We start from the raw sequence: 22,255 nt of genomic DNA, 5'->3' as shown, positions 1-22,255 counted from the left end.
CATGTGCGGCGTCACCGGATACGCGGACCTGGCCGGCACCGGCCTCACCGAGGGCGAGGACGTGCTCGACCGGATGACCGCCACCCTGCTGCACCGCGGCCCCGACTCCGCGGGCCGGCTGGTGCGCGGGGGAGTGGCCCTGGGCTTCCGCCGGCTGAGCATCGTCGGCCTGGAGGACGGCGACCAGCCGATCCTCAACGAGGACGGCTCGGTCGCCATGGTCTGCAACGGCGAGATCTTCAACCACCGGGAGCTGCGCGCCGAACTGGAGGCCAAGGGGCACCGGTTCCGCACCCGCACCGACGTCGAGGTGATCGTCCACCTCTACGAGGAGTACGGCACCGGGCTGCTGGAGCGGCTGAACGGCCAGTTCGCCTTCGCCGTCCACGACACCCGGCGCGGCCGGCTCTTCCTGGCCCGCGACCACATGGGCATCCTGCCGATGTACTACGCGGTGGCGGGCGGCCGGCTCGTCTTCGGCTCGGAGATCAAGGCCGTCCTGGCGCACCCGTCGGTGCCCCGCCGGGCCGACCTGACCGGCCTCGACCAGGTGCTCACCTTCCCCGGGACGGTCGGCTCGCGCACCCTGTTCGAGGGGGTCAGCAGCCTGGAGAACGGCCACTTCCTGCTGGTCGAGGACGGGGCCGTCCGGGTCGAGAAGTACTGGGACCTGGACTACCCGGTGGACGTGCCGGGGGAGCCGGCCGAACACCCCGACCGGTACTACGTGGACACCGTCCGCGAGCTGCTGGAGCAGTCGGTGCGCCGCCGGCTCCAGGCCGACGTCCCGGTCGGCTACTACCTCAGCGGCGGCCTCGACTCCTCCCTGATCGGCGCGCTCGTGCACCGCAACACCAGCGGGACGGTGCCGCGGTCGTTCTCCATCACCTTCCCCGACCGGGGCATCGACGAGTCCCGCCACCAGCGGCTGATGGCCCGCCACCTCGGCTCCGAGCACACCGAGACGGAGTTCCACCCGGGCGACATCGCGGCCGGACTGCGCCGGATGATCGGGCACGCCGAGTGCCCGGTGAAGGAGACGTACAACACCTGCTCCATGGCGCTGTCGGCCGCCGTCCGGGAGACCGGCACCCGGGTGATCCTCACCGGTGAGGGCGCCGACGAGCTGTTCGCCGGCTACCTCGGCTACCGCTTCGACCTGGGCGGGCGGCGGACGGCCGGCGGCGACCCCTTCGAGGAGGAGCTGCGCCGCACCATCTGGGGCGACCCGCACGTCTTCTACGAGCGCGACTACCACGCCTGGCGGGAGTCCAAGCTCGACCTGTACGCCCCCGCCCTGCGGGACGCCCACGCCGAGTTCGACTGCCTGGCCGGGCCCGTCGTCGACCCCGGGATGCTGCGCGGGCGCCACCCGGTGCACCAGCGCTCCTACCTCGACTTCAAGCTCCGGCTCTCCGACCACCTGCTCTCCGACCACGGGGACCGGATGGCGCTGGCCAACTCGGTGGAGGCCCGGTACCCGTTCCTCGACCCCGACCTGGTGCGGTTCGCCACGACCGTCCCGCCCCGCCTGAAGGTGACCGCGAGCACCGAGAAGTACGTGCTCAAGGAGGCCGCCCGCGGCCTGGTGCCCGACGAGATCATCCACCGGGAGAAGTTCGGGTTCCGGGCCCAGGGCAGCCCCGCCCTGCTGCGCGAGCGGATCGAGTGGGTCGAGGACCTGCTCTCCTACGACCGGATCAAGCGGCAGGGCTACTTCGACCCCGACGTGGTCGAGCACCTCAAGGAGCAGTACCGGCAGCCGGGTTACGAGGTCCATCCGCACCTCGGCGACGACCTGCTGCTGGTGGTCCTCACCTTCGGCGTGCTGCTCGACACCTTTTCCCTTCCTGACGCCTGATCACTTGGGTGGCCACAGGCCCCCCGTCCCTGGAGGAAGCTCGATGGCCTTCCACGCAGTCCACGGTCTCGTACAGCAGGCCGCCCAGCGCTTCGCCGACCACACCGCGGTCGAGTGCCCGCAAGGCCGGCTCAGCTACGCCGAGCTGGCATCCCGTTCGGACGAACTCGCCGTCGCCATCCGCGAGTCCGGCGCGGGTGCCGGCTGCGTGGTGCCGATCCTGGCCGAGGACCGGCGCGAGCTGGTCGTCGCGATCCTGGCGGTGCTGAAGGCGGGCGGCGTCTTCGTGCCGGTGGACCTGGCGGCCCCGCCGCTGCGGCTGCGCACCATGCTGACCGCCACCGCCCCCGAGTGGGTGATCGTCGGCGCCTCGGCCGCCGACCGCGCGGACGAGATCCTGGAGCCGTCCCTGCCGCTGGCCCGGCGCGTCCCCCTGGACCTCGCCGCCGAGCCCACCGGCGCGGCCCCGGAGCGGCTCCACGTGCCGGACCCGGACGACGCGGCGTACATCTTCTTCACCTCCGGCTCGACCGGGCAGCCCAAGGCGATCGTCGGCCGGATGCAGGGCATCGACCACTTCGTCCGCTGGGAGACCGAACTGCTGGGCGTGCAGCCGGGCACCAGGGTCAGCCAGCTGGCCTCGCCCGCCTTCGACGCGATCCTGCGCGACCTGTTCGTGCCGCTGACCACCGGCGGCACCGTGTGCGTCCCGCCGGCCGGCCTCGCCCTGGACGGGCCGGCCCTGGCCCGCTGGATCGACGAGGAGCGGATCGAGCTGGTCCACACCGTCCCCACCGTCTGGCGCGGCATGCTGCCGTCCCTCGCCAACGGCGGCCCCGAGCTGTCCGCGCTGCGCTGCGTGGCGCTGGCCGGCGAGCCGGTGGCGCCGAGCGACGCCGCCCAGTGGTTCGCCCGGTTCGGCGAGCGGATCAGCCTGCTCAACCTGTACGGGCCGAGCGAGACCACCATGACCAAGACCTTCCACTTCGTCACCCCGGCGGACACCGAGCGGTCGAGCATCCCGATCGGCAAGGCCATGCCCGGCGCCCGGGTGGTGCTGCTCGACGGCCGCAACAAGCCGTGCGCCGAGGGCGCCGTCGGCGAGATCCACATCCGCACGCCGTACATGTCGCTGGGCTACTTCCACCAGCCGGACGCCACCCGCGCCGCCTTCGTGCCCAACCCGCTCGGCACCGACCCGGAGGACTTCGTCTACCGGACCGGCGACTTCGCCCGCGCCCTGCCGGACGGCAGCCTGGAGTACGTCGGCCGGCGCGACCAGCAGATCAAGCTGGGCGGCGTCCGCGTCGAGCTCGGCGAGATCGAGCACCTGCTCCGCGCCCACCACGCGGTGAAGGACGCCGCCGTCACCGTCGTCCCCGACGACGAGGGCAACCCCGCCTACCTGTGCGCCTTCGTGGAGCCGGTCCAGCCCGTCGAGGCGGCCGTCCTGCGCGACCACCTGGCGCCCCGGGTGCCCGACTCCCACCTGCCCCGGGTGTTCGTCCCGCTGGAGCAGCTGCCGCGCACCATCAGCGGCAAGGTGGACCGCCGGGCGCTGCCCGTGCCGCTGCCGCCGCAGCAGCAGGTGGAGCAGGACTACGTGGCGCCGCGCACCGCCACCGAGGAGACCCTCGCCGGGATCTGGGCGAAGCTGCTGCCGGTGGACCGGCCGGGCGTGCAGCACGACTTCTTCCGCATCGGCGGCCACTCGCTGCTCGTCATGCGGCTCATCGCCGCGATCAGCGCCGAGTTCGGCGTGGACGTCCACCTCCAGAAGTTCCTGGCCGCCCCGACCATCGAGGGCCTGGCGGCCGAGATCGAGCAGACCCTGCTGACGTCCGGCTCCGACCTGGACGACCTGCTCGCGGACCTCGACGACCTGGACGAGGACGAGGCCGAGCGCCTGCTGGCCCAGAACGGCGGTAACTGACGTGACCACCACCCCCGACACCACGGCCACCGACACCACGGCCGCCCCCGAGCCGGCGGACTCCCTGGACCGCGCGGGCATCCGCGTCCTGGAGCGGCAGATCGAGGACGCCCTGCTCGCCGACGACCGGATCGCCGACTGCGCCGTCGTCTTCCAGGGCGTGTCCGTCGACTCCGTCCCGGCCGAGCACTGCGTGCGCTGCGGCATGGACGCCGCCTACCCCGGCACCCGGCTGGACCGGGACGGCGTCTGCGACCTGTGCCTGATGCAGGCCGAGCACGGGTCCGAGATCCTCTCCTACTTCGGCGAGATCGACGAGTTCACCCGGATCCTGCGCGAGCGCGCGGAGGCGGCCGGCTCCGAGTACGACGCCCTGCTGCTGTTCAGCGGCGGCAAGGACAGCACCTACGTGCTGCACCAGCTCGTCCGGATGGGCCTGCGGGTGATGACCTTCACCTTCGACAACGGCTTCATCTCCCGGACGGCGCTGGAGAACGTCGAGACGATCACCAAGGCGCTGGGCATCGAGCACCTCACGATGACCCGGGCCGACCAGAACCGGATCTTCCTGCGCAGCCTGGAGCAGCACAAGAGCGTCTGCAACGGCTGCTTCCGGTCGCTGCTCGACCTCAGCCACCAGCTGGCCCACGAGCGCGGCATCCCGAGCATCGTCACCGGACTGTCCCGGGGCCAGATCATCGACGAGCGCCTGCTGTGGTTCTACCGCAACGGCGAGTTCGACCCGGCCCGCATCGAGCAGCAGCTGGAGGTCGGCCGCAAGGTCTACCACCAGGTCGGCTCCGACCTCTCCGACGGGGTGCTGGACCGCGTCGAGGTGGTCGACTACTACCGCTACTCCGACGTCACCAAGGACGACATCCGGGCCTTCCTGGCGAGCGCCGAGACGCTCTGGGCGGCGCCGAAGGACACCGGCTTCTGCAGCTCCAACTGCATGATCAACGACGTCGGCGTGTACGTGCACCGGCTGGAGCGCGGCTACCACAACTACGAGTCGCCGACCCGCTGGGAGGTCCGGCTCGGCCACCTCGCCCGGGACGAGGCCGACGCCGAGCTGCGCACCCCGGTCAACACCGGACGCGTCCGCTCCATGCTCGCCACCATCGGCTACACCGACCCGGGCGACCGCAGCCGGCTCGGCCGGCGGATGGCCGCGTACTACGTGCCCCGCACCGGGCTGACCCCGGACGCCGCCCGGGCCGCCGTCGGCGCCCGGCTGCCCGAGATCCTGCTGCCCGAGCACTGGGTGGAGCTGGCCGAGATCCCGCGGCAGGCCGACGGCGCCGTCGACCGGCGGGCCCTGCCCGACCCGGCCCCCGACACCGGCAAGCGGCTCGCCCCGGACACCGAGGACGCGCGGACGGCCGACGACCGGCCCACCCCCGCCCAGCAGCTGCTGCTGGAGCAGGCCGGCGACGGCCTCGCCGGCCGGGCCCGCGCCCTGCTGCTCGACCTGCCGGAGGGCACCACCGCGGACACCGTCCGCAAGGCCGTGCTCGCCCTGGTCCAGCGCCACGACGGCCTGCGCGCCCGGTTCCGGCAGCAGGACGGCGGCTGGCGGCGCCAGGTGGCCGGGCTCGCCGGCGGCGTGCCGGTGGCCGTCCTCGACCTCACCGGGAAGGACCCCGGCCGCGTCCCCGCCGCCCTGCGGGTGGCGGCCCAGCGGCTGCGCGCCCGGCTGAACCCGGAGCAGGGACCGCTGTTCACCGCCGCGCTGGCCGAACAGCGCGACCGCGCACCCCAGTTGCTGCTGATCGCCCACGAGCTGGCCGCGGACGTCGACGGCTGGCGCCGGATGCTCGACGACCTCGGCGCCGCGCTCGGCCGGATCGCGGCCGGCGAGCCGGCCGGACTGCCCGCCGCGCCCGCCCCGCGGGCCGTGCCGGAGCCCGCCGCCCCGGCCCCGGTCACCGGTGACCTCTGGACCCCGCCCGCGACGCCGGCCGACGGCGCACCGGACCCGGTCCGCCGCACCGTGCTCGACGCCGCGGCCACCGCCGCGCTCACCGCCGGCGGCACCCCGCTCGCCGCCCTGGTGGCGGCCGCCGTGACCCACGGGCTCACCGAGGCCTGCGGGGCGAGCGGCCTGCTGCTCGCCGTCGACGACCAGACGGGCGCGCTCCCGCACCCGGCCGGCCTGTTCGCGGTGACCGCTGCGGCCGCCGAGCCCGGCACCGGGCCCGAGCAGACCCTGGAGCGGGTCCGCACGGCCCTCGCCACGCCCGTCGCCGCCCCCGCCGGAGCCGTCCCGGTCGGCATCGCCCACCTCGGCGACCTCGACGCGCTGCCCGCGGCCGGCGGCCCGCTGCGGCACGCCGGCTCCGCCGACCACGACCTGGTCGCCCCGTTCGGCCCGCGCGCCCGGACGCCGTACGTCGTCGGCCACCTGCGCGACGGCCGGCTCCACCTCACCTGGACCGGCACCGCGGCCCCCGCCGCCGCGGCCGACGCCGCCGCCGCGGCCCTCGTCCAGCTCGCCGAGACGGCCGGGAAGGGCACGGCATGACCGACACCTCGGAGAAGCTGCAGCGGCTCAAGGAGCAGTCGCCCGCCAAGTACGCCCTCCTGATGAGCCGCCTGCGCGAACGCGCCGCCGCGGCCCCCACCGGGATCACCCGCCGTCCCTCGGACGGCGGGGCACCGCTCTCCTACGCCCAGCAGCGGCTGTGGTTCCTCGCCCAGCTCAACCCGGGCGACACCGCGTACAACATGCCGTACGCGCTGCGCCTGCAGGGCCCGGTGGACCTCGACGTGGCCACCGCCGCCTTCCGGGCCCTGGTGCGCCGGCACGAGACCCTGCGCACCGCCTTCGGCTCGGTCGACGGCGAACCGGTGCAGCTCGTCACCCCGGCCGAGGACGTCGACTGGCAGCCCGCGACCGTCGACCTGCGCGGCACCGCCGACGCCGAGGACGAGGTGCGCCGGCTCGCCGCCGCGCACGCGGCCGCCCCGTTCGACCTGAGCCGCGGCCCGCTGTTCCGGGTGACCCTCGTCCGGCTCACCGACGACGAGACCGTCGCCCTGATCAACCTGCACCACATCATCACCGACGACTGGTCGATGGGCGTGCTCACCCGGGAGTTCGCCACCGTCTACGCGGCCCTGCGGGACGGCGGCACGGACCCGCTGCCGCCGCTGGACGTCCAGTACGCCGACTACGCCCACTGGCAGCGCGGCCGCAGCGCGGAGAGCCGGGCCGAGGGCCTGGCCCACTGGCGCGAGCGCTTCCGCGGCGAACTGCCCAGCCTCGCGGTGCCGACCGACCGGGCCCGCCCGCCGGTGCAGACCTACGCCGGCCGCACCCGCTCCTTCCACCTGTCCGCCGAGGCGACCGCCGGCCTGCGCGCCGTCGCCGCCGGGACCGGCGCCACGCTGTTCATGACCCTGCTGGCCGGCTACACGGCCCTGCTCCACCGCTACTCCGGGCAGGACGACATCGTGGTCGGCACCTCGGTGGCGGGCCGCAACCGGCCCGAGACCGAGCCGCTCATCGGGTTCCTGGTGAACACCCTGGCGCTGCGCGGCGACCTGTCCGGCGACCCGGCCTTCGGCGAGCTGCTGGCCCGCACCAAGCAGGCCTGCCTGGCCGACTTCGCCCACCACGACGTGCCGTTCGAGCAGGTCGTCGAGGAGATCCAGCCGGACCGCGACCTCAGCCGCGCCCCGCTGTTCCAGACCATGCTCTCGCTGCACAACGTGCCGCGCGCCGCCCTCGACCTGGCCGACCTGCGCATCTCCCCGTTCACCGGGGAGGGCCGGCGCACCGCCATGTACGACCTCAGCCTCGACGTCGTCGACGAGGGCGAACGGCTGCGCTGCGACTGGGAGTACAACACCGACCTGTACGCCGACGCGACGATCGAGCGGATGGCCGGCCACTTCGAGCGACTGCTCCGGGCAGCGGTGGCCGATCCGGGGCTGCGCCTGTCCGAGCTGCCGCTGCTGTCGCAGGACGAGCGCACCGAGGTGCTGACCCGGGACAACCGGATCTCCGTCGAGGTCGGCCCCGACGAGTGCGTCCACCGGCTGTTCGAGGAGCACGTCCGCGCCACCCCCGACGCCGTCGCCGTGGTGGACGGCGAGGACCGGGTCAGCTACCGCGAACTCGACCGCCGGGCCGGCATCGTGGCCGCCCGGCTGCGCGCCCTCGGCGTCGGCCCGGAGGTCCGGGTCGGCCTGTGCGCGCCGCGCTGCGCCGACTCGGTGGCCGCGGTGCTCGGCGTCCTGAAGGCCGGCGGCGCGTACGTGCCGCTCGACCCGGCCAACCCGGTGGACCGCCTGCGCTTCATCCTGACGGACGCCTCGGTCCGGCTGCTGCTCACCCGGCACGACATCGCCGGCACGGTGCCCGGCCTCACCGACGGGATGACCGTCGGCTGGTTCGACGACTGGCTGGCCGAGGCGGCCGGACCCGACGCCGCCGAGCCTGGGGCCGAGCCCGCGGACGCCCCGCAGCCGGTCTCCGGCAACCTGGCCTTCCTGGTGTACACCTCCGGCTCCACCGGCCGGGCCAAGGGCGCGATGCTCACCCACGGCGCGCTGATGAGCGCCTACCGCTCCTGGGAGCGGGTCTACGAGCTGGGCACCGTGGTGCACCGCCACCTCCAGGCGGCCAACATCGCCTTCGACGTGTTCACCGGCGACATGGTCCGCGCCCTGTGCTCCGGCGGCACCCTGGTGCTCTGCCACCGCGAGACGCTGCTGGACCCGGCCAAGCTGTACGACCTGCTCCAGCGCGAGCGCGTCGACTTCGCCGACCTCGTCCCCGTGGTGATCCGGCTGCTCAGCGCCCACGTCACCGAACAGGGCAGGCTGCTGGACAACTTCAAGGTGCTGGCGGTCGGCGCGGACATCTGGTTCATGAGCGACTACTGGAACCTCAAGAAGCTCTGCCCGCCCGGCACCCGGCTGGTCAACTCGTACGGCATCACCGAGTCCACCGTGGACAGCGGCCTGTTCGAGACCCCGATGCCGGAGCGCTCCGAGGAGGAGCCGGTCCCGATCGGCCGGCCGCTGCCCAACACCCAGTTCTACGTCCTCGACGACCGGCTCCGGCCGGTGCCGGTCGGGGTCAACGGGACGCTGTACATCGGCGGGCTGGCGCTGGCCCGCGGCTACGTCGGCCGCCCCGCGCTGACCGCCGAGCGGTTCCTGCCGCACCCGTACAGCGAGCGGCCCGGCGACCGCCTCTACAACACCGGCGACCTCGCCCGGCTGCTGCCCACCGGTGACGTGGAGGTCCTGGGCCGGGTGGACCGCCAGGTGAAGATCCGCGGCTTCCGGATCGAGCTGGAGGAGGTCGAGTCGGTCCTCGGCAAGCACCCCGACGTGCAGGCCGCGGCGGTCGTCGTCCACGTGGACGCCAAGGGCGACCGCCGGCTCGCCGGGTACGTGGAGCCCCGCGCGGGCCGCACGCCCGAGCCGGTGGACCTCCAGGACCACCTGCGCACCCAACTGCCGTACTACATGGTCCCGTCCACCATCACGCTGCTCGACCGGATGCCGCTGAACGCCAACGGCAAGCACGACCGCAAGGCCCTGCCGGCGCCCGCCGAGGAGCCGGTCGAGCGGCCCGCGGCGGTGTTCGCCACGGCCACCGAGGAACTGGTCGCCGGGATCTGGGAGAAGGTCCTCGGGCAGCGGGACGTCACCGCCGAGGACGACTTCTTCCAACTCGGCGGGCACAGCCTGCTGGTGCCCCGGGTGCAGTTCGAACTGCGCCGCGCCTGCGCGGTGGACCTGCCGCTGATCGCCCTGTTCGAGGCGACCACGGTGCCCGAGCTGGCCCAGCGGGTGGACGCCGCACGCACGGCGCCGGACACCTGCGCCGAAACGGACGACCCGGCGGCGGGGCCGAGCGCACCGCCGGTGCTGGACCCGGAGATCAGGGTGGCGCCCGGTGCGCACCGCCCCCGCACCGGGGAGCCCGCGGCCGTCCTGCTGACCGGCGCCACCGGCTTCCTGGGCGCCCACCTGCTGGACGGGCTGCTGCGCGGCACCCGGGCCACCGTCCACTGCCTGCTGCGGGCCGACGACCCCGAGGACGGCATGCGGCGGCTGGTGAAGGCCCTCGCCGACCTGGGACTGCCCGAGCCCGCGCCGGGCCGGGTCGTGGTGGAGCCCGGTGACCTGGCGCAGCCGCTGCTGGGTCTCACCGCCGAACGCTTCGACGAACTCGCCCGGACCGTCGACGCCGTGCACCACAGCGGGGCCTGGGTGAGCTTCACCCTGCCGTACGCCACGCTGCGGGCCGCCAACGTCGACGGCACCCAGGAGGTGCTGCGACTGGCCGCGCGCGGCGGCGGCATCCCCGTGCACCACGTCTCCACGGCCTCGGTGCCCGAGCCGGGCACCGCCGCGGCGCCCGTCACCGGCGGCTACAACCAGAGCAAGTGGGCCGCCGAGCACCTGGCGGTGGCCGCCCGCGAGCGGGGCGTCCCGGTCGACGTGCACCGTCCCGACTACATCGGCGGGCACAGCGCCACCGGAATCGGCAACCCCAAGGACTTGATCTGGGCGATCATCAAGGGCAGTGTTCAGCTGGGGTGTTACCCCGACCTCGACCTCCCGGTGCAGCTCGTGCCGGTGGACCGGGTCGCCGGGGCCCTGCTGGCGCTCGCCTCCCGCACGGGAGCCGAGCCCGGCTCGTACGACCTGGCCCACCCCGAGCCCGTCGGGCTCGGCACGGTCTTCGCATGGGTCACCGGCTACGGCTACCCGCTGCGCAAGGTCTCCTACGGCGACTGGCTGACCGTCCTCCGGGAGTCCGCCGAGACCTCCTGGGACAACGCCCTCTTCCCGTTCCTGCCGCTGTTCGCCGCCCCCGGCGACGGCGCGGCCCCCGCTTCCGCCCCCGGCGGCCTGGGGGCGGCCGTACCCGGCTCCGCCCGGTCGGCGTACCGGGAGTCCGGCACCGACTGCCCGCCGATCGACGAGCAGTTGCTGCACACGTACCTCACCGAGCTGGTCCGCAGCGGCTACCTGCAGGACCCGCGCCCGGCCCCGGACGACACCCCCCTGGAGAACGCATGACCAGCGCGACCACCGCGAAGCAGCGGCGCGCGGCCCCGCCCCCGGCAGCCGGCGAGCGGGTCGGCCCGTTCCTGCGGTCCCACCTCGCCCGGTCCAAGGGCTGGATCACGGCCCACCTGGCCGGCTCGGTGGTGTGGCACCTGCTGGCCGCGGCGGTCCCGGTCGTGATCGGCACCGCCTTCGACGCCCTGCTCGGCACCACCCCGGACCAGGGGCGGTTCGACACCATGGTGCTGGTGCTGCTGGCCCTGGTCGCGGTGCGCGGCGTCGCCGGCTTCGTCGCCACCTACTCGCTGGAGGCGTACGCCTGCGGCCTGGAGCGCGACGTGCGGTCCACGCTGTTCTCCGCGCTGCTCCAGAAGGGCCAGCAGTTCTTCAACCGGCGCCGGGTGGGCGACCTCTCGGCTCGGGTCACCGGTGACGCGCAGACCGTCAACCTGATGCTGTCGCCCGGCCTGGACCTCACCCTGGACATGCTGCTCGGCCTGATCGTGCCGATCGTGTTCATCGGCGTGATCGACGCCAGGCTGCTGCTGGTGCCGCTGGTGTTCCTGGTGCTGTTCGCCGTGGCGCTGGCCGAGTACGGCCGCCGGCTCGACCCGGCGGCCGGGGCCACCCGGGCCCGCTTCGGCGAGCTCAGCGCCCAGGTCTCGCAGACCATCGCCGGGATCGAGACCGTCGACGCCACCGGCCGCCGGGCCGCCGAGCAGCACCGGTTCATGGAGAAGGCGACGGCCTACCGGGACGCCTCGGTGCGCCAGGCCAAGGAGCAGGCCCTGTACCTGCCCACCCTGCTGCTGGTGGCCGCGCTGGCGGCCGGCCTGCTGCACGGCGCCCACCTGGTCTCCGACGGTTCGCTGACGGTCGGTCAGTTCGTCGGTTTCCTCGGGCTGATGGGCTCCCTGCGGGCGCCCACCCAGCTGGCCTCGTTCAGCATCGGCCTGATCTTCCTCGGGATCGCCGGCGCCCGGCGGATCCTGGAGGTCATCACCGACCGCGCCGGCTCCGAGGACACCGACGCCGGCCACCGCGGGCAGATCGAGGGCACGGTGGTCTTCGACAAGGTCTCCTTCGGGCACGGCGACAAGCCGGTCCTGGAGGACGTCTCCTTCACGGTGGAGCCGGGCATGACGGTGGCCCTGGTCGGGCCGACCGGCAGCGGCAAGTCCACGCTGCTGCAGCTGCTGAACCGGACGTACGCGCCGGACTCCGGCGAGGTGCTGGTCGACGGCGTGGCCACCACCGGCTGGCACGCCCAGACACTGCGCTCGCAGATCTCGGTGATCGAGCAGGACGTGGTGCTGTTCTCCCGCTCCATCGCGGACAACCTGGCCTTCGGCGCGGACCGGGAGCTCACCCGGGCCGAACTGGAGGAGGCCGCGCGGGCCGCGCACGCCCACGAGTTCATCGCGGGCACCGAGCACGGCTACGACACGATGGTCGGCGAGCGCGGGGCCACCCTGTCCGGCGGCCAGCGCCAGCGCATCGCCATCGCCCGCGCCCTGCTGGCCGACCCGCGGATCCTGGTCCTGGACGACTCCACCAGCGCGGTGGACAGCGCCACCGAGGAGCGGATCCAGCAGGCCGTCCGGCGGGCCGCGGCGGGCCGCACCACGTTCATGGTCACCCCCCGGCTGTCCCGGATCCGCAGCGCCGACCTGGTCCTGGTGCTGGACAAGGGCCGCATCGTCGGCCGCGGACGCCACGAGGAACTGCTGGAGAGCTGCGAGCTGTACCACCGGATCTTCGCGCCGCACCTGCAGGAGACGGCCGGCCGGTCCGGAGAGGGAGTCCACTGATGGCAGACATTCTCGACGGGATCACCGCCGACAGCTACGACCGGTCCTACGGCGACCGCGAACTGCTGCGCCGGATCCGGCCGCTGTTCGCCGCCAAGGGCGCCACGGTGGTGCTGATCGCGCTGGCCGTGGTCGGCGCGGCGGTGGCCGGGGCCGCGTTCCCCCTGCTGGTGGCCGACATCGTGGACAACGCCGCCCGCGAGAGCGTCGGCGACGCGGTGCTGCCGCTGACCGGGGCCGCGCTCGGCACCGGTCTGGTCGCCTGGCTGCTGACCTTCTTCCAGCAGCGGGCCGTCGGCGTGCTGGTCGGCGACGTCGTCCTGGAGATGCGCCGCCGCGCGTTCGAGGCGGTGCTCCGCCAGGACATGGCCTTCCACGACGACCAGGCGTCCGGGTCGGTGGCCAGCCGGATCACCGCCGACACGCAGGCGTTCGCCACCCTCGCCACGCTCACCCTCGGGCTGGTCGGCCAGGTCCTGATGATCGGGCTGCTGCTGGTCGCCATGTTCGTCATCAACGTCCCGCTGGCCCTGGTCACCGCGGTGACCGCCGCCCTGATCGTGCTGGTCAGCCTGGGCTTCCGGTGGGTGTCGCGGCGCGCGTCCCAGCAGCAGCAGCGCTCCCTGGCGCAGATCAACGCCTACGTGCAGGAGACCCTGCGCGGCATCGCGGTGGCCCGCAACTTCCAGCGGGAGGAGTCCACCCACGCCGGGCTGGTCGAGGTCAACCAGCGCTGGTTCCGGGCCACCGTCAAGCTGAACCGGCTGTTCAGCGGGATCTTCCCGCTGCTGCTGACGCTCACCGGCCTCGGCACCGTCGGCGTGGTGGTGCTCGGCGGGAACCTGCTGACCGACGGCTCCGTCACGGCGGGCGAGTGGTCGCTGTTCCTGGAAGCCCTGATGCTGTTCTGGTTCCCGCTGACCAGCATCGCCTCCTTCTGGAACCAGTTCCAGCAGGGCCTGGCCGCCTCCGAGCGGATCTTCGCCCTGGTGGACCTGGAGCCCGCCGTGCAGCAGAGCGACGCGCGCCCGGTGCCCCGGCTGGACGGCACCGTCGAGTTCCGCGGGGTCGACTTCGGCTACCGCGCCGACAAGCCGGTCCTGACCGGGCTCGACCTGAAGATCGACAGCGGTGAGACGGTCGCCCTGGTCGGGCACACCGGCGCCGGCAAGTCCAGCATCATCCGGCTGATCACCCGGGCCTACGAGTTCGGCGGCGGTGAACTCCTCGTCGACGGCCAGGACATCCGCACCCTGGACCTGGACGCCTACAAGGGCCACCTCGGCATCGTCCCGCAGGCGCCGTTCCTCTTCACCGGCACCGTCGGGGAGAACATCGGCTTCGGCCGGGCCGGCGCGACCCCGGAGGAGATCCTGGCCGCCGCCCGCTCGGTGGCCGGCGGCGACTGGCTCGACGTCCTCCCCGAGGGCATCGACACCCCGGTCAACGAAGGCGGCGGCACCCTGTCCGCGGGCCAGCGGCAACTGATCGTGCTGGCCCGGGTGATGCTCGGCAACCCGTCGATGCTGATCCTCGACGAGGCCACGGCGAGCGTGGACCCGCTGACCGAGGCCCAGGTGCAGGAGGGGCTGGACGCGGTCTCCGCGGGCCGGACCACCGTCGTGGTCGCGCACCGCCTGCCCACCGTCCGCAAGGCCGACCGCATCCTCGTCGTCGACGGCGGCCGGATCGTCGAACAGGGCACCCACGACGCCCTGCTGGCGGCCGGCGGCCGGTACGCGGAGCTGTACGACCACTACTTCCGCCACCAGGCGCTCGACTTCCAGGCCGCCGAGGAGGACGCCGATGCTGTCCGCCGCTGACACCCCGCGCACCCTGGGCGGCCTGCTGGCCGCCGCCGCGGACCGGTGGCCCGGCCGCACCGCCGTCGAACTGCAGGGCACCGCGCTCGACTTCGCCACCCTGCACCGGCAGACGGAGCGGGCCGCCGCCCGGCTCGCCGCGGCCGGGGCGGGCCCCGGCCGCACCGCCGTCCTGCTGTTCGACAACACCCCGGACTGCGTGATCGCCTTCCTGGCCGCCGCGCGCACCGGTGTCCGGCTGGTGCCCGCCGAGCCCGGCGCCGCGCCGGCCCAGCTCGCCGCCCTGGCGGCCGGCGCCGCCGACGCGCTGCTGATCGGCCGGGCCGAGCGGCTCGCCGCGGTGGCCGCCGCCGACGGCTGGGCGGGCCCGGTCGTGGAGACCGACGGGCTGCCGCACGCCGACGCGACGGACCGGCCGGCCCCGGCCGAGCCGGACGGGGACGCCCCGTTCCTGCACCAGTTCAGCTCCGGCTCCACCGGCGAGCCCAAGGCGGCCGTGCACACCCAGCACAACCTGGTGCAGGGCGGCCTGATCTACCGGGCCTCCTTCGGCTACGGCCCCGAGGACACCGTGCTGACGGCCGTCCCGCTGCTGCACTCCTTCGGGATGGTCGCCGGCCTGGTCACCTCGCTGCTGACCGGCGCCCGGCTGGTGCTGCTCGGCCGTTTCACCCCCGGCCGGCTCCTCGGCGAACTGCAGCGCACCGGCGCCACCGTGCTCGTCGCCACCCCGCTGGCCTGCGACCTGCTGGCCCGCTCGGCCGGCGCGAGCGCCCCCGGCGGCCCGCTGCCGCTGCGGCTGTGCCTGTCCTCCGGGGCGGCCCTGCACCCGGACACCGCGGACCGCTTCGCCGAGCGGTTCGGCGTCCGGGTCAGCGAGGTCTACGGCTGCACGGAGGCCGGGATCATCGCCTGCCGACGGCCCGAGCCCGACGCGGGCCCGGACGCGGCGCCGGCCGGCGCCGACGGGGTCGGCCGGCCGGTCACCGGCGTGGAACTGCGGCTGGTCGACGACGCCGACCGGGACGTCGCCCCCGGCGCGGAAGGACTGCTGCTGGTCCGCACCCCCGCCATGTTCCTGGGCTACCTGGACCGGCCGGAGACCACCGCCGAGGTCCTGCGGGACGGCTGGTACCGCACCGGCGACCTGGCCCGGCTCGACGCCGCCGGCCGACTGCACCTGATCGGCCGCAAGGACACCTTCGTCAACGTGGGCGGCAAGAAGGTCAACCCGGTCGAGGTCGAACGGGTCCTGCTCGGCCACCCGCTGCTCGCCGAGGCCGCCGTGTGGGGCGAGACCCTGGCGGACGGCGGCCAGCGGGTCCGCGCCACCGTCGTGGCGACCGGACCGCTCACCGCGGCCGAGCTCAGCGCCTGGTGCCGGGAACGGCTCCAGCCGCACCAGGTGCCCGGCAGCGTCGAGTTCGCCGCCGCGCTCCCGAAGACCTCGTCCGGCAAGATCCGGCGCGCCGAGGTGGCCGCGGCCGCCGGCGACCCGGGCCGGACCACCGACCAGGGGGGAACCCGCTCATGACCTCGACCCTCGTCGGGCTGCTGCGCGGCCGGGCCGAAGCGGCCCCGGAGCGCACCGCCTACCGCTTCCTCGGCGACGGCGACGCCGCCGAGACCATCAGCTACGCCGAACTGGACCGGGACGCCCGCACGGTGGCCGGCCTCCTGCGCGAGCAGGGCGCCGCCGCCACCGACCGCGCCCTGCTGCTCTACCCGCCCGGCCTGGACTACATCAGGGCCTTCTTCGGCGCCCTCTACGCCGGGGTCGTGCCCGTCCCCGTCTACCCGCCGCGCTCCCTGCGCAACGCCTCCCGGCTCGGCTCCATCGCCGCCGACGCCCGGGCCGGCTTCGCCCTCACCGTCTCCCCGGTGCTCGACCTGCTCGGCCGGGACGGCGCCGGGCTCGGCCTGGACGGACTGCGCACGGCGGCCACCGACGGGCTCGACACCGCCCTCGCCGGGCAGTGGAGCGGGCACCTCCCCGACGCCGACAGCCCCGCCTTCCTGCAGTACACCTCGGGATCGACGGCGGCGCCCAAGGGCGTGATGCTCAGCCACGGCAACCTGCTGCACAACCTCGGCATGATCAGCGAGGCGTTCGACTGCCACCAGGACACCAGCGCCGTCGTCTGGCTCCCGCCGTACCACGACATGGGCCTGATCGGCGGCATCCTCACCCCGCTGTACGCCGGCTTCCCGGTCACCCTGATGTCCCCCATGAGCTTCCTGCGCCGCCCGATGCAGTGGCTGCGGGCCATCTCCGCCGAAGGCGCCGAACTCAGCGGCGGCCCCAACTTCGCGTACGAGATGTGCGCCCGGCTGGCCACCGACGCGGACCGCGCCGAGCTCGACCTCAGCAACTGGCGGGTCGCCTTCAACGGCGCCGAGCCGATCCGCGCCTCCACCCTGGACGCCTTCGAGGCGGCCTTCGGGGACTGCGGCTTCCGCCGCAGCGCCTTCCTGCCCTGCTACGGCATGGCCGAGGCGACCCTGTTCGTCACCGGAACCGCGGCGGCCGCCGAGCCGACCGTGCTGGAGGTGGACGCCGCCGGCCTGGAGGCCGGCCGGGCCGACGCGCCCGGCCCGGACGGCCCGGCCCGCGCCCTGGTCGGCACCGGCCGGCCCGCCGCCGACCAGCAGCTGCTCGTCGTCGACCCCGCCTCCCGGGAACCGCTGCCCGAGCGCCGGGTCGGCGAGATCTGGGTGCACGGGCCGAGCGTCGCCCGCGGCTACTGGGACAACCCGGACACCACCGCCGAGGTCTTCGCCGCCCGCCCCGCCGGCCAGGACGACGCCGACCCGCGCACCTGGCTGCGCACCGGCGACCTCGGCTTCCTCGCCGACGGCGAGCTGTACGTGACGGGCCGCCACAAGGACCTGATCATCGTCCGCGGCCGCAACTTCTACCCCACCGACGTCGAACTCGCCGCCGAGGGCGCCCACCCCGCCTTCCGCTCCGGCTGCGGCGCCGCCGTCGCCGCCGAGCACGACGGCGAGCAGGTGCTCGTCGTCCTCCAGGAGGTCGAGGGTCGCGCGCTGGCCACGATCGACGTCGCCGAGGCCACCGCGGCCGTGCGCGCGGCGGTGATGGACCGGTGCGACGTCGCCGTCCACGAGGTGCTGCTGCTCAGGCCCGGCACCGTGCCCAAGACCACCAGCGGCAAGATCCAGCGCTCGCTGAGCCGCCTGCGGTACGCCGCCGGGGAGTTCGAGGCGCTCGGCGACGGCCCGGCCGAGGCGGCCGCGGAGACCGTGCCCGGCCCGGCCGAGGTGGCCGCCCTGGCCCCGGCCGAGCGCACGGCGCTGGTCCACCGGGTGCTGCGGCAGCGGATCGCCGACGCGCTGGGCGGCGCCGCCGACCAGGTCGCCACCACCGGCGTGCCGCTGACCAGCCTGGGCATCGACTCGCTGGCCGCCGTCCTGCTCGCCAACCGGATCCGCGAGGACCTCGGCGTCGAGCTGCCGCTCAGCCTGATGCTCGGCGGCGCCGACCTCGACGCCCTCGCCGCGGCCGCCACCCTCGTCGCCGACCCGCGGCACGGCCCCGCCGACGACGCACCGGCCGGCGGCGGCGCCCCGGCCGACGAGCCCGGCATGACCCTCGGCCAGCGCTCGATCTGGCACGTGCAGCAGCAGGACCCGGGCTCCACCGCCTACAACATCCCGGTCGCCCTCGACCTGGCCGGCCCGCTGGACACCGACGCGCTGCGCACCGCCCTGCGGCAGGTCGCCGACCGGCACGAGATGCTGCGCACCCGCTACCGGGTGACCGGCGGCGAGACCGTCCCCGTCCCGACCGGGAACGAGATCGAGCTGCGGGTGACGGACGCCGCCGGGGACGACCCGGACCGGCTCGCCGAGCGGCTCTCCGCCCTCGCCCACCGCCCGTTCGACCTGGCACACGACCCGGTGCTCCGGGCCGACCTGCTGGTCCGCGCCGAGGACTCCCACGTCCTGCTGCTGACCGTCCACCACATCGCCGCCGACCTGTGGTCGATGGTGAACCTGACCGCCGAACTCGGCCGCCGCTACACGGCCCTGGCCGCCGGCACCGCGCCGGAGCAGACCGCCCCGGCCGGCCGCTACGCCGACCAGGTCCGCCGCGAGCGCCGGCTGCTGGCCGGGCCCGCGGGCGAGGCCCTCAAGGCGTACTGGCGCGAGGAGCTCGCCGGACCGCTGCCGCTGCTCGACCTCCCGCTGGACGCACCGCACCCGGCGGCGCCCAGCTACCGCGGCGCCCGGATCCCGTTCCGGCTCGACGCGGACCGCACCGCCCGCGTCCGCGCGCTCGCCCAGCAGACCGGCACCACGCTCTACACGGTGCTGCTGTCCGCCTTCCAGATCGCCCTGCACCACGCGAGCGGCCGGCCGGAGCTGGTGATCGGCACCGCCGCCGCGAACCGGGGCGCCCGGGACGCCGAGGACGTCGTCGGCTACTTCACCAACATGGTCGCCGTCCGCGGCAGGTTCGAGGACGGGGTGACGCCCCGGGCCTTCACCGAGCGGCTGCACCGCACGGTGCTGTCCGCCCTGGACCACCAGGCGTACCCGATGTCCCTCGTCCTGGAGACGGTGCAGCCGCGCCGCGAGCCCGGCCGCAACCCGCTCTTCCAGGCGGTCTTCGTCCTGCAGCGGCCGCACGCCCACGCCGAGACCGCCGGGTTCGTCCTCGGCACCGCCGACGGGGCCGCCGCCACCTGGGGGCAGCTGCGCCTCACCCCGTACCCGCTGCCGCACCGCACCGCCCAGTACGAGCTGATGCTCACCGTCGTGGACGCCGGGCCGGAGCTGCACGCGGCCCTGGAGTACAGCACCGACATCTTCACCGCAGCCACCGCGGAGCAGCTGGCGGCGCACTACCGGACCGTCCTGGACGACCTCCTGGACCGCCCCGACACCCCCGTCGCCGAGCTCTGCCCGGCCGACCTGCTGACCCGGCGCGCGGCCCGCGACGCCGCAACCGAGGAGGAAGCCCTGACCGGCTACGTGGCACCCCGCACCGACACCGAGCGCGCCCTGGCGAAGATCTGGTCCGACGTGCTCGGGGTCGAACCCATCGGCGTGGAGGACGACTTCTACGACCTGGGCGGGCACTCGCTGCTCGCGGTCCAGCTCATCTCCGGCGTCCGGGACGCCCTCGGCGTCGACGTCCCCGTGCGCAGCGTCATGCAGACCCGCACCGTCGCGCAGGGCGCGGCGATCATCGACGCGCTGCTGTGGGCCAAGGAGGGCGCCTCCGCCGACGGTTCCCGAGAGGACGGCGAGCTGTGACCGACCCCGGCGGCCACCTGCTGCCCCTGCCGTCCGGCGACTGGCGGGTGTGGCGGACCATGGGCCTGCGCGGCACCGGCTTCCCGGCCGGCCAGGTGCTCGACCTGGCCGCGCCCGGCGCGGCGGACGCCGCCGACCGGCTGCTGCAGGTCCGCGACCGGGCCGCGGACGCCCGGGCCGGGGCGCTCGACGCGCTCCGCGCCGCGCTCGACGACCTGCGCGCCGCCGGCCAGTGGGACGACACCGCCCTGCGCCGCCCGCTGCTGAAGGCGATCAGCCGCCTCAACAAGGGCGGCCTGCCGGGGCCCGAGTTCGCCGCACTGCCCGAGGTGTCCGCGCTCGTCGAGGCCGAGGAACTGGTCGCCGGCGCGGAGCGCGACCTGGACAAGGTCTTCGCCGAGGACCTCGCCCAGCTCTCCGCCGTCCTCGACCGGACCGCCGCCGACCCGCGCTTCCGCGAGGCCGTGATCTGGCAGAACCGCAAGGCCTACGCCGACGGCGTGCGCAAGGTCGGCGGCGACGGCCGGCGCAACTCCCGCCGCCGCGAGCACGAGGCACTGGTCGCGGGCTACCTCCAGCGCTACACCGTCAAGAACGACTCCATCGGGTTCTTCGGCCCGGTCGGCTGGGCCGAGGCCGTCCCCGCCGGGCCGGCGCTGGCCGTCACCCCCGGCGAGGGCCTGGTCGCCCGCCGAGAGGTGTACTTCGAGCAGTGGTGCCTGGACGCCCTGGTGCGCTCCCTGGGCACCGGCCCCGAGCTGCGCCGCTGGTTCCCGCCCCGCCGGCTGCCCTCCGCCGCCCTGGAGGGCGCCACCCTGCGGCTGCCCGGCCGCACCGTCGACCTGCCGCAGGGCAAGGCCGCCGTGCTGCGCTCCGTCCTCGCACTGTGCGACGGCGCCCGCACCGGCGTCGAGGTGGCCGCCGCCCTGGGCCTCGGCGAGGCGGAGGGCCTCGCCCTGCTGGAGTCGCTGCGCGCCACCGGGCTCATCGCCTGGGACCTCGAACTCCCGGTGCAGCCGCGCCCGGAGCTGGTGCTGCGCGAGCAGCTGGAGCGGATCGGCGACCCCGTGCTGCGCGCGGACGCCCTGGACCGGCTCGGCCGGCTCACCGCGGCCCGCGACCGGGTGGCGGCCGCGGCCGGCAAGCCCGACGAGCTCGACCGGGCCCTGGCCGACCTGGAGACCGTCTTCACCGAGCTGACCGGCACCGCCGCCACCCGGGCGCACGGGGAGACGTACGGCGCCCGCACCCTCGTCTACGAGGACTGCCGGCGCGACGGCCGGGTCGAGGTCGGCCCCGAACTGCTCGCCGAACTGGGCGGCCCGCTCTCCCTGATGCTGGACTCCGCCCGCTGGCTGACCACCCGGGTGGCACAGTCCTACCGGGAGGAGTTCCGGCGGTCCTACGACCGGCTGGTCGCCGAGCGCCCGGACGCCGAACCCCGGCTGACCGACATCTGGACCCGCGTCCAGACCGCCCTCCTGGGGCCGGACCAGCGGATCATCGACCAGGCCGTCACCGAGCTGCAGGAACGCTGGAACGACGTGCTCGGCCCGCTGGAAGGGCGCCGCGTCGAGTTCACCACGGAGCAGCTGCGCCCGCGCGTGGACCGGGCCTTCGCGGCCGAGGCCCCCGGCTGGCCCGGCGCCCGCTACCAGGCGCCCGACGTGATGATCGCGGCCACCGGCCCGGAGGCGGTCGCCGCCGGCGACTACCAGCTGGTCATGGGCGAGCTGCACGTCGGCGTGAACACCCTGCGCAACCTGCTCTTCGTCGACCAGCACCCCGACCCGGAGGCGCTGGAACGGGCCACCCTCGCCGACATGACGGTGCCCAGGGTCCAGCCGGTCCTGCCCAAGGAGTGGTTCTACTCCACCCGCACCACCACCCGCCTGTTCACCGACCGGGACTACCGCCTGCTGCTGGGCGACGAGGGCTCCTGGCTGACCGGCCACCCGCGCGCGCTGAACGCCTCCGAGGTCCGGATCGGACTGCGCGACGGCCGGGTGGTGGCCCGGACCGGCGCGGACGGCACGGAGCTCGACCTGGTCGAACTCCTCGCCGAGGCCATCGGGTTCAAGGTGACCAGCCGGTTCCAGCCGATGCCCGCCCGCCGGCACACCCCCCGGGTGACCGTCGACCGGCTGGTGGTCAGCCGCGAGTCCTGGCGCTTCAACCCCGCCGAACTCGCCTTCGCCCGGGAGAAGGACGAGGCGGCCCGGTTCACCGCCGCCCGCGCCTGGGCCCGCGAGCACGGCATCCCCCGGTTCGTCTTCGTCAAGGCCGCCCACGAGAGCAAGCCGTTCTACGTCGACCTGGACAGCCCGCTGTTCGTCAACGCCTTCGCGCACGTCGTCCGCGGCGCCCCCGAGCAGCCGGACGGCCGGCTGACCATCTCGGTCGGCGAGATGCTCCCGACCAGCGAGCAGACGTGGCTGAAGGATCGTCAGGGAAGCAGCTACACCAGCGAGTTCCGCGTCATCGCGGTGGACAAGTAAGGAGTGCG

General features: G+C 74.6%; 9 protein-coding genes. All 9 read left to right on the top strand.

Annotated elements, in window-relative coordinates:
- Position 1 precedes the first annotated feature (1 nt).
- From asnB to ABT048_RS23545, 9 genes are read left to right on the top strand one after another with little or no spacing between them, the layout of a single operon-like run.
- Positions 2–1,861: an asparagine synthase (glutamine-hydrolyzing) gene (gene asnB / locus ABT048_RS23585; protein WP_350523442.1), complete on the top strand. Its 1,860-nt coding sequence runs from the start codon at positions 2–4 to the stop codon at positions 1,859–1,861.
- 43 nt (positions 1,862–1,904) lie between these two features.
- Positions 1,905–3,794: a non-ribosomal peptide synthetase gene (locus ABT048_RS23580; RefSeq protein ID WP_350523441.1), complete on the top strand. Its 1,890-nt coding sequence runs from the start codon at positions 1,905–1,907 to the stop codon at positions 3,792–3,794.
- Between the two features lies 1 nt (position 3,795).
- The gene (locus ABT048_RS23575; RefSeq protein ID WP_350523440.1) at positions 3,796–6,318 is read left to right on the top strand and encodes a condensation domain-containing protein; all 2,523 of its coding nucleotides are present in this window, start codon (positions 3,796–3,798) and stop codon (positions 6,316–6,318) included.
- Positions 6,315–10,844 carry a non-ribosomal peptide synthetase gene (locus tag ABT048_RS23570; protein WP_350523439.1) on the top strand — a complete coding sequence of 1,510 codons (4,530 nt, stop codon included), beginning with the start codon at positions 6,315–6,317 and terminating at the stop codon, positions 10,842–10,844. Before ABT048_RS23575 ends, ABT048_RS23570 begins: the two co-directional genes overlap by 4 nt.
- A complete protein-coding gene (locus ABT048_RS23565; RefSeq protein WP_350523438.1) occupies positions 10,841–12,643 on the top strand; it encodes an ABC transporter ATP-binding protein in 1,803 nt (600 codons plus the stop codon). The genes ABT048_RS23570 and ABT048_RS23565 overlap by 4 nt, the downstream gene beginning before the upstream one ends.
- Complete coding sequence (locus ABT048_RS23560; RefSeq protein WP_350523437.1) at positions 12,643–14,466, top strand: ABC transporter ATP-binding protein; 1,824 nt, start codon at positions 12,643–12,645, stop codon at positions 14,464–14,466. Before ABT048_RS23565 ends, ABT048_RS23560 begins: the two co-directional genes overlap by 1 nt.
- Complete coding sequence (locus ABT048_RS23555) at positions 14,450–16,000, top strand: class I adenylate-forming enzyme family protein (protein WP_350523436.1); 1,551 nt, start codon at positions 14,450–14,452, stop codon at positions 15,998–16,000. Before ABT048_RS23560 ends, ABT048_RS23555 begins: the two co-directional genes overlap by 17 nt.
- Positions 15,997–19,749 (top strand): condensation domain-containing protein, encoded by a 3,753-nt coding sequence (locus tag ABT048_RS23550; RefSeq protein WP_350523435.1) that lies wholly within the window; start codon positions 15,997–15,999, stop codon positions 19,747–19,749. Before ABT048_RS23555 ends, ABT048_RS23550 begins: the two co-directional genes overlap by 4 nt.
- Positions 19,746–22,247: a lantibiotic dehydratase gene (locus ABT048_RS23545; protein ID WP_350523434.1), complete on the top strand. Its 2,502-nt coding sequence runs from the start codon at positions 19,746–19,748 to the stop codon at positions 22,245–22,247. Before ABT048_RS23550 ends, ABT048_RS23545 begins: the two co-directional genes overlap by 4 nt.
- Positions 22,248–22,255 lie beyond the last annotated feature (8 nt).

This window comes from Kitasatospora sp. NPDC096140, from assembly GCF_040303045.1.
Classification (GTDB): domain Bacteria; phylum Actinomycetota; class Actinomycetes; order Streptomycetales; family Streptomycetaceae; genus Kitasatospora.
This window is presented reverse-complemented; position numbering and strand designations above follow the sequence as displayed.

Bases quoted from the DNA above. Each gene is read 5' to 3' on its own strand.
- ABT048_RS23555 (WP_350523436.1), top strand. From the start codon at position 14,450: ATGCTGTCCGCCGCTGACACCCCGCGCACCCTGGGCGGCCTGCTGGCC.
- ABT048_RS23570 (WP_350523439.1), top strand. From the start codon at position 6,315: ATGACCGACACCTCGGAGAAGCTGCAGCGGCTCAAGGAGCAGTCGCCC.
- ABT048_RS23560 (WP_350523437.1), top strand. From the start codon at position 12,643: ATGGCAGACATTCTCGACGGGATCACCGCCGACAGCTACGACCGGTCC.
- ABT048_RS23550 (WP_350523435.1), top strand. From the start codon at position 15,997: ATGACCTCGACCCTCGTCGGGCTGCTGCGCGGCCGGGCCGAAGCGGCC.
- ABT048_RS23565 (WP_350523438.1), top strand. From the start codon at position 10,841: ATGACCAGCGCGACCACCGCGAAGCAGCGGCGCGCGGCCCCGCCCCCG.
- ABT048_RS23580 (WP_350523441.1), top strand. From the start codon at position 1,905: ATGGCCTTCCACGCAGTCCACGGTCTCGTACAGCAGGCCGCCCAGCGC.
- asnB (WP_350523442.1), top strand. From the start codon at position 2: ATGTGCGGCGTCACCGGATACGCGGACCTGGCCGGCACCGGCCTCACC.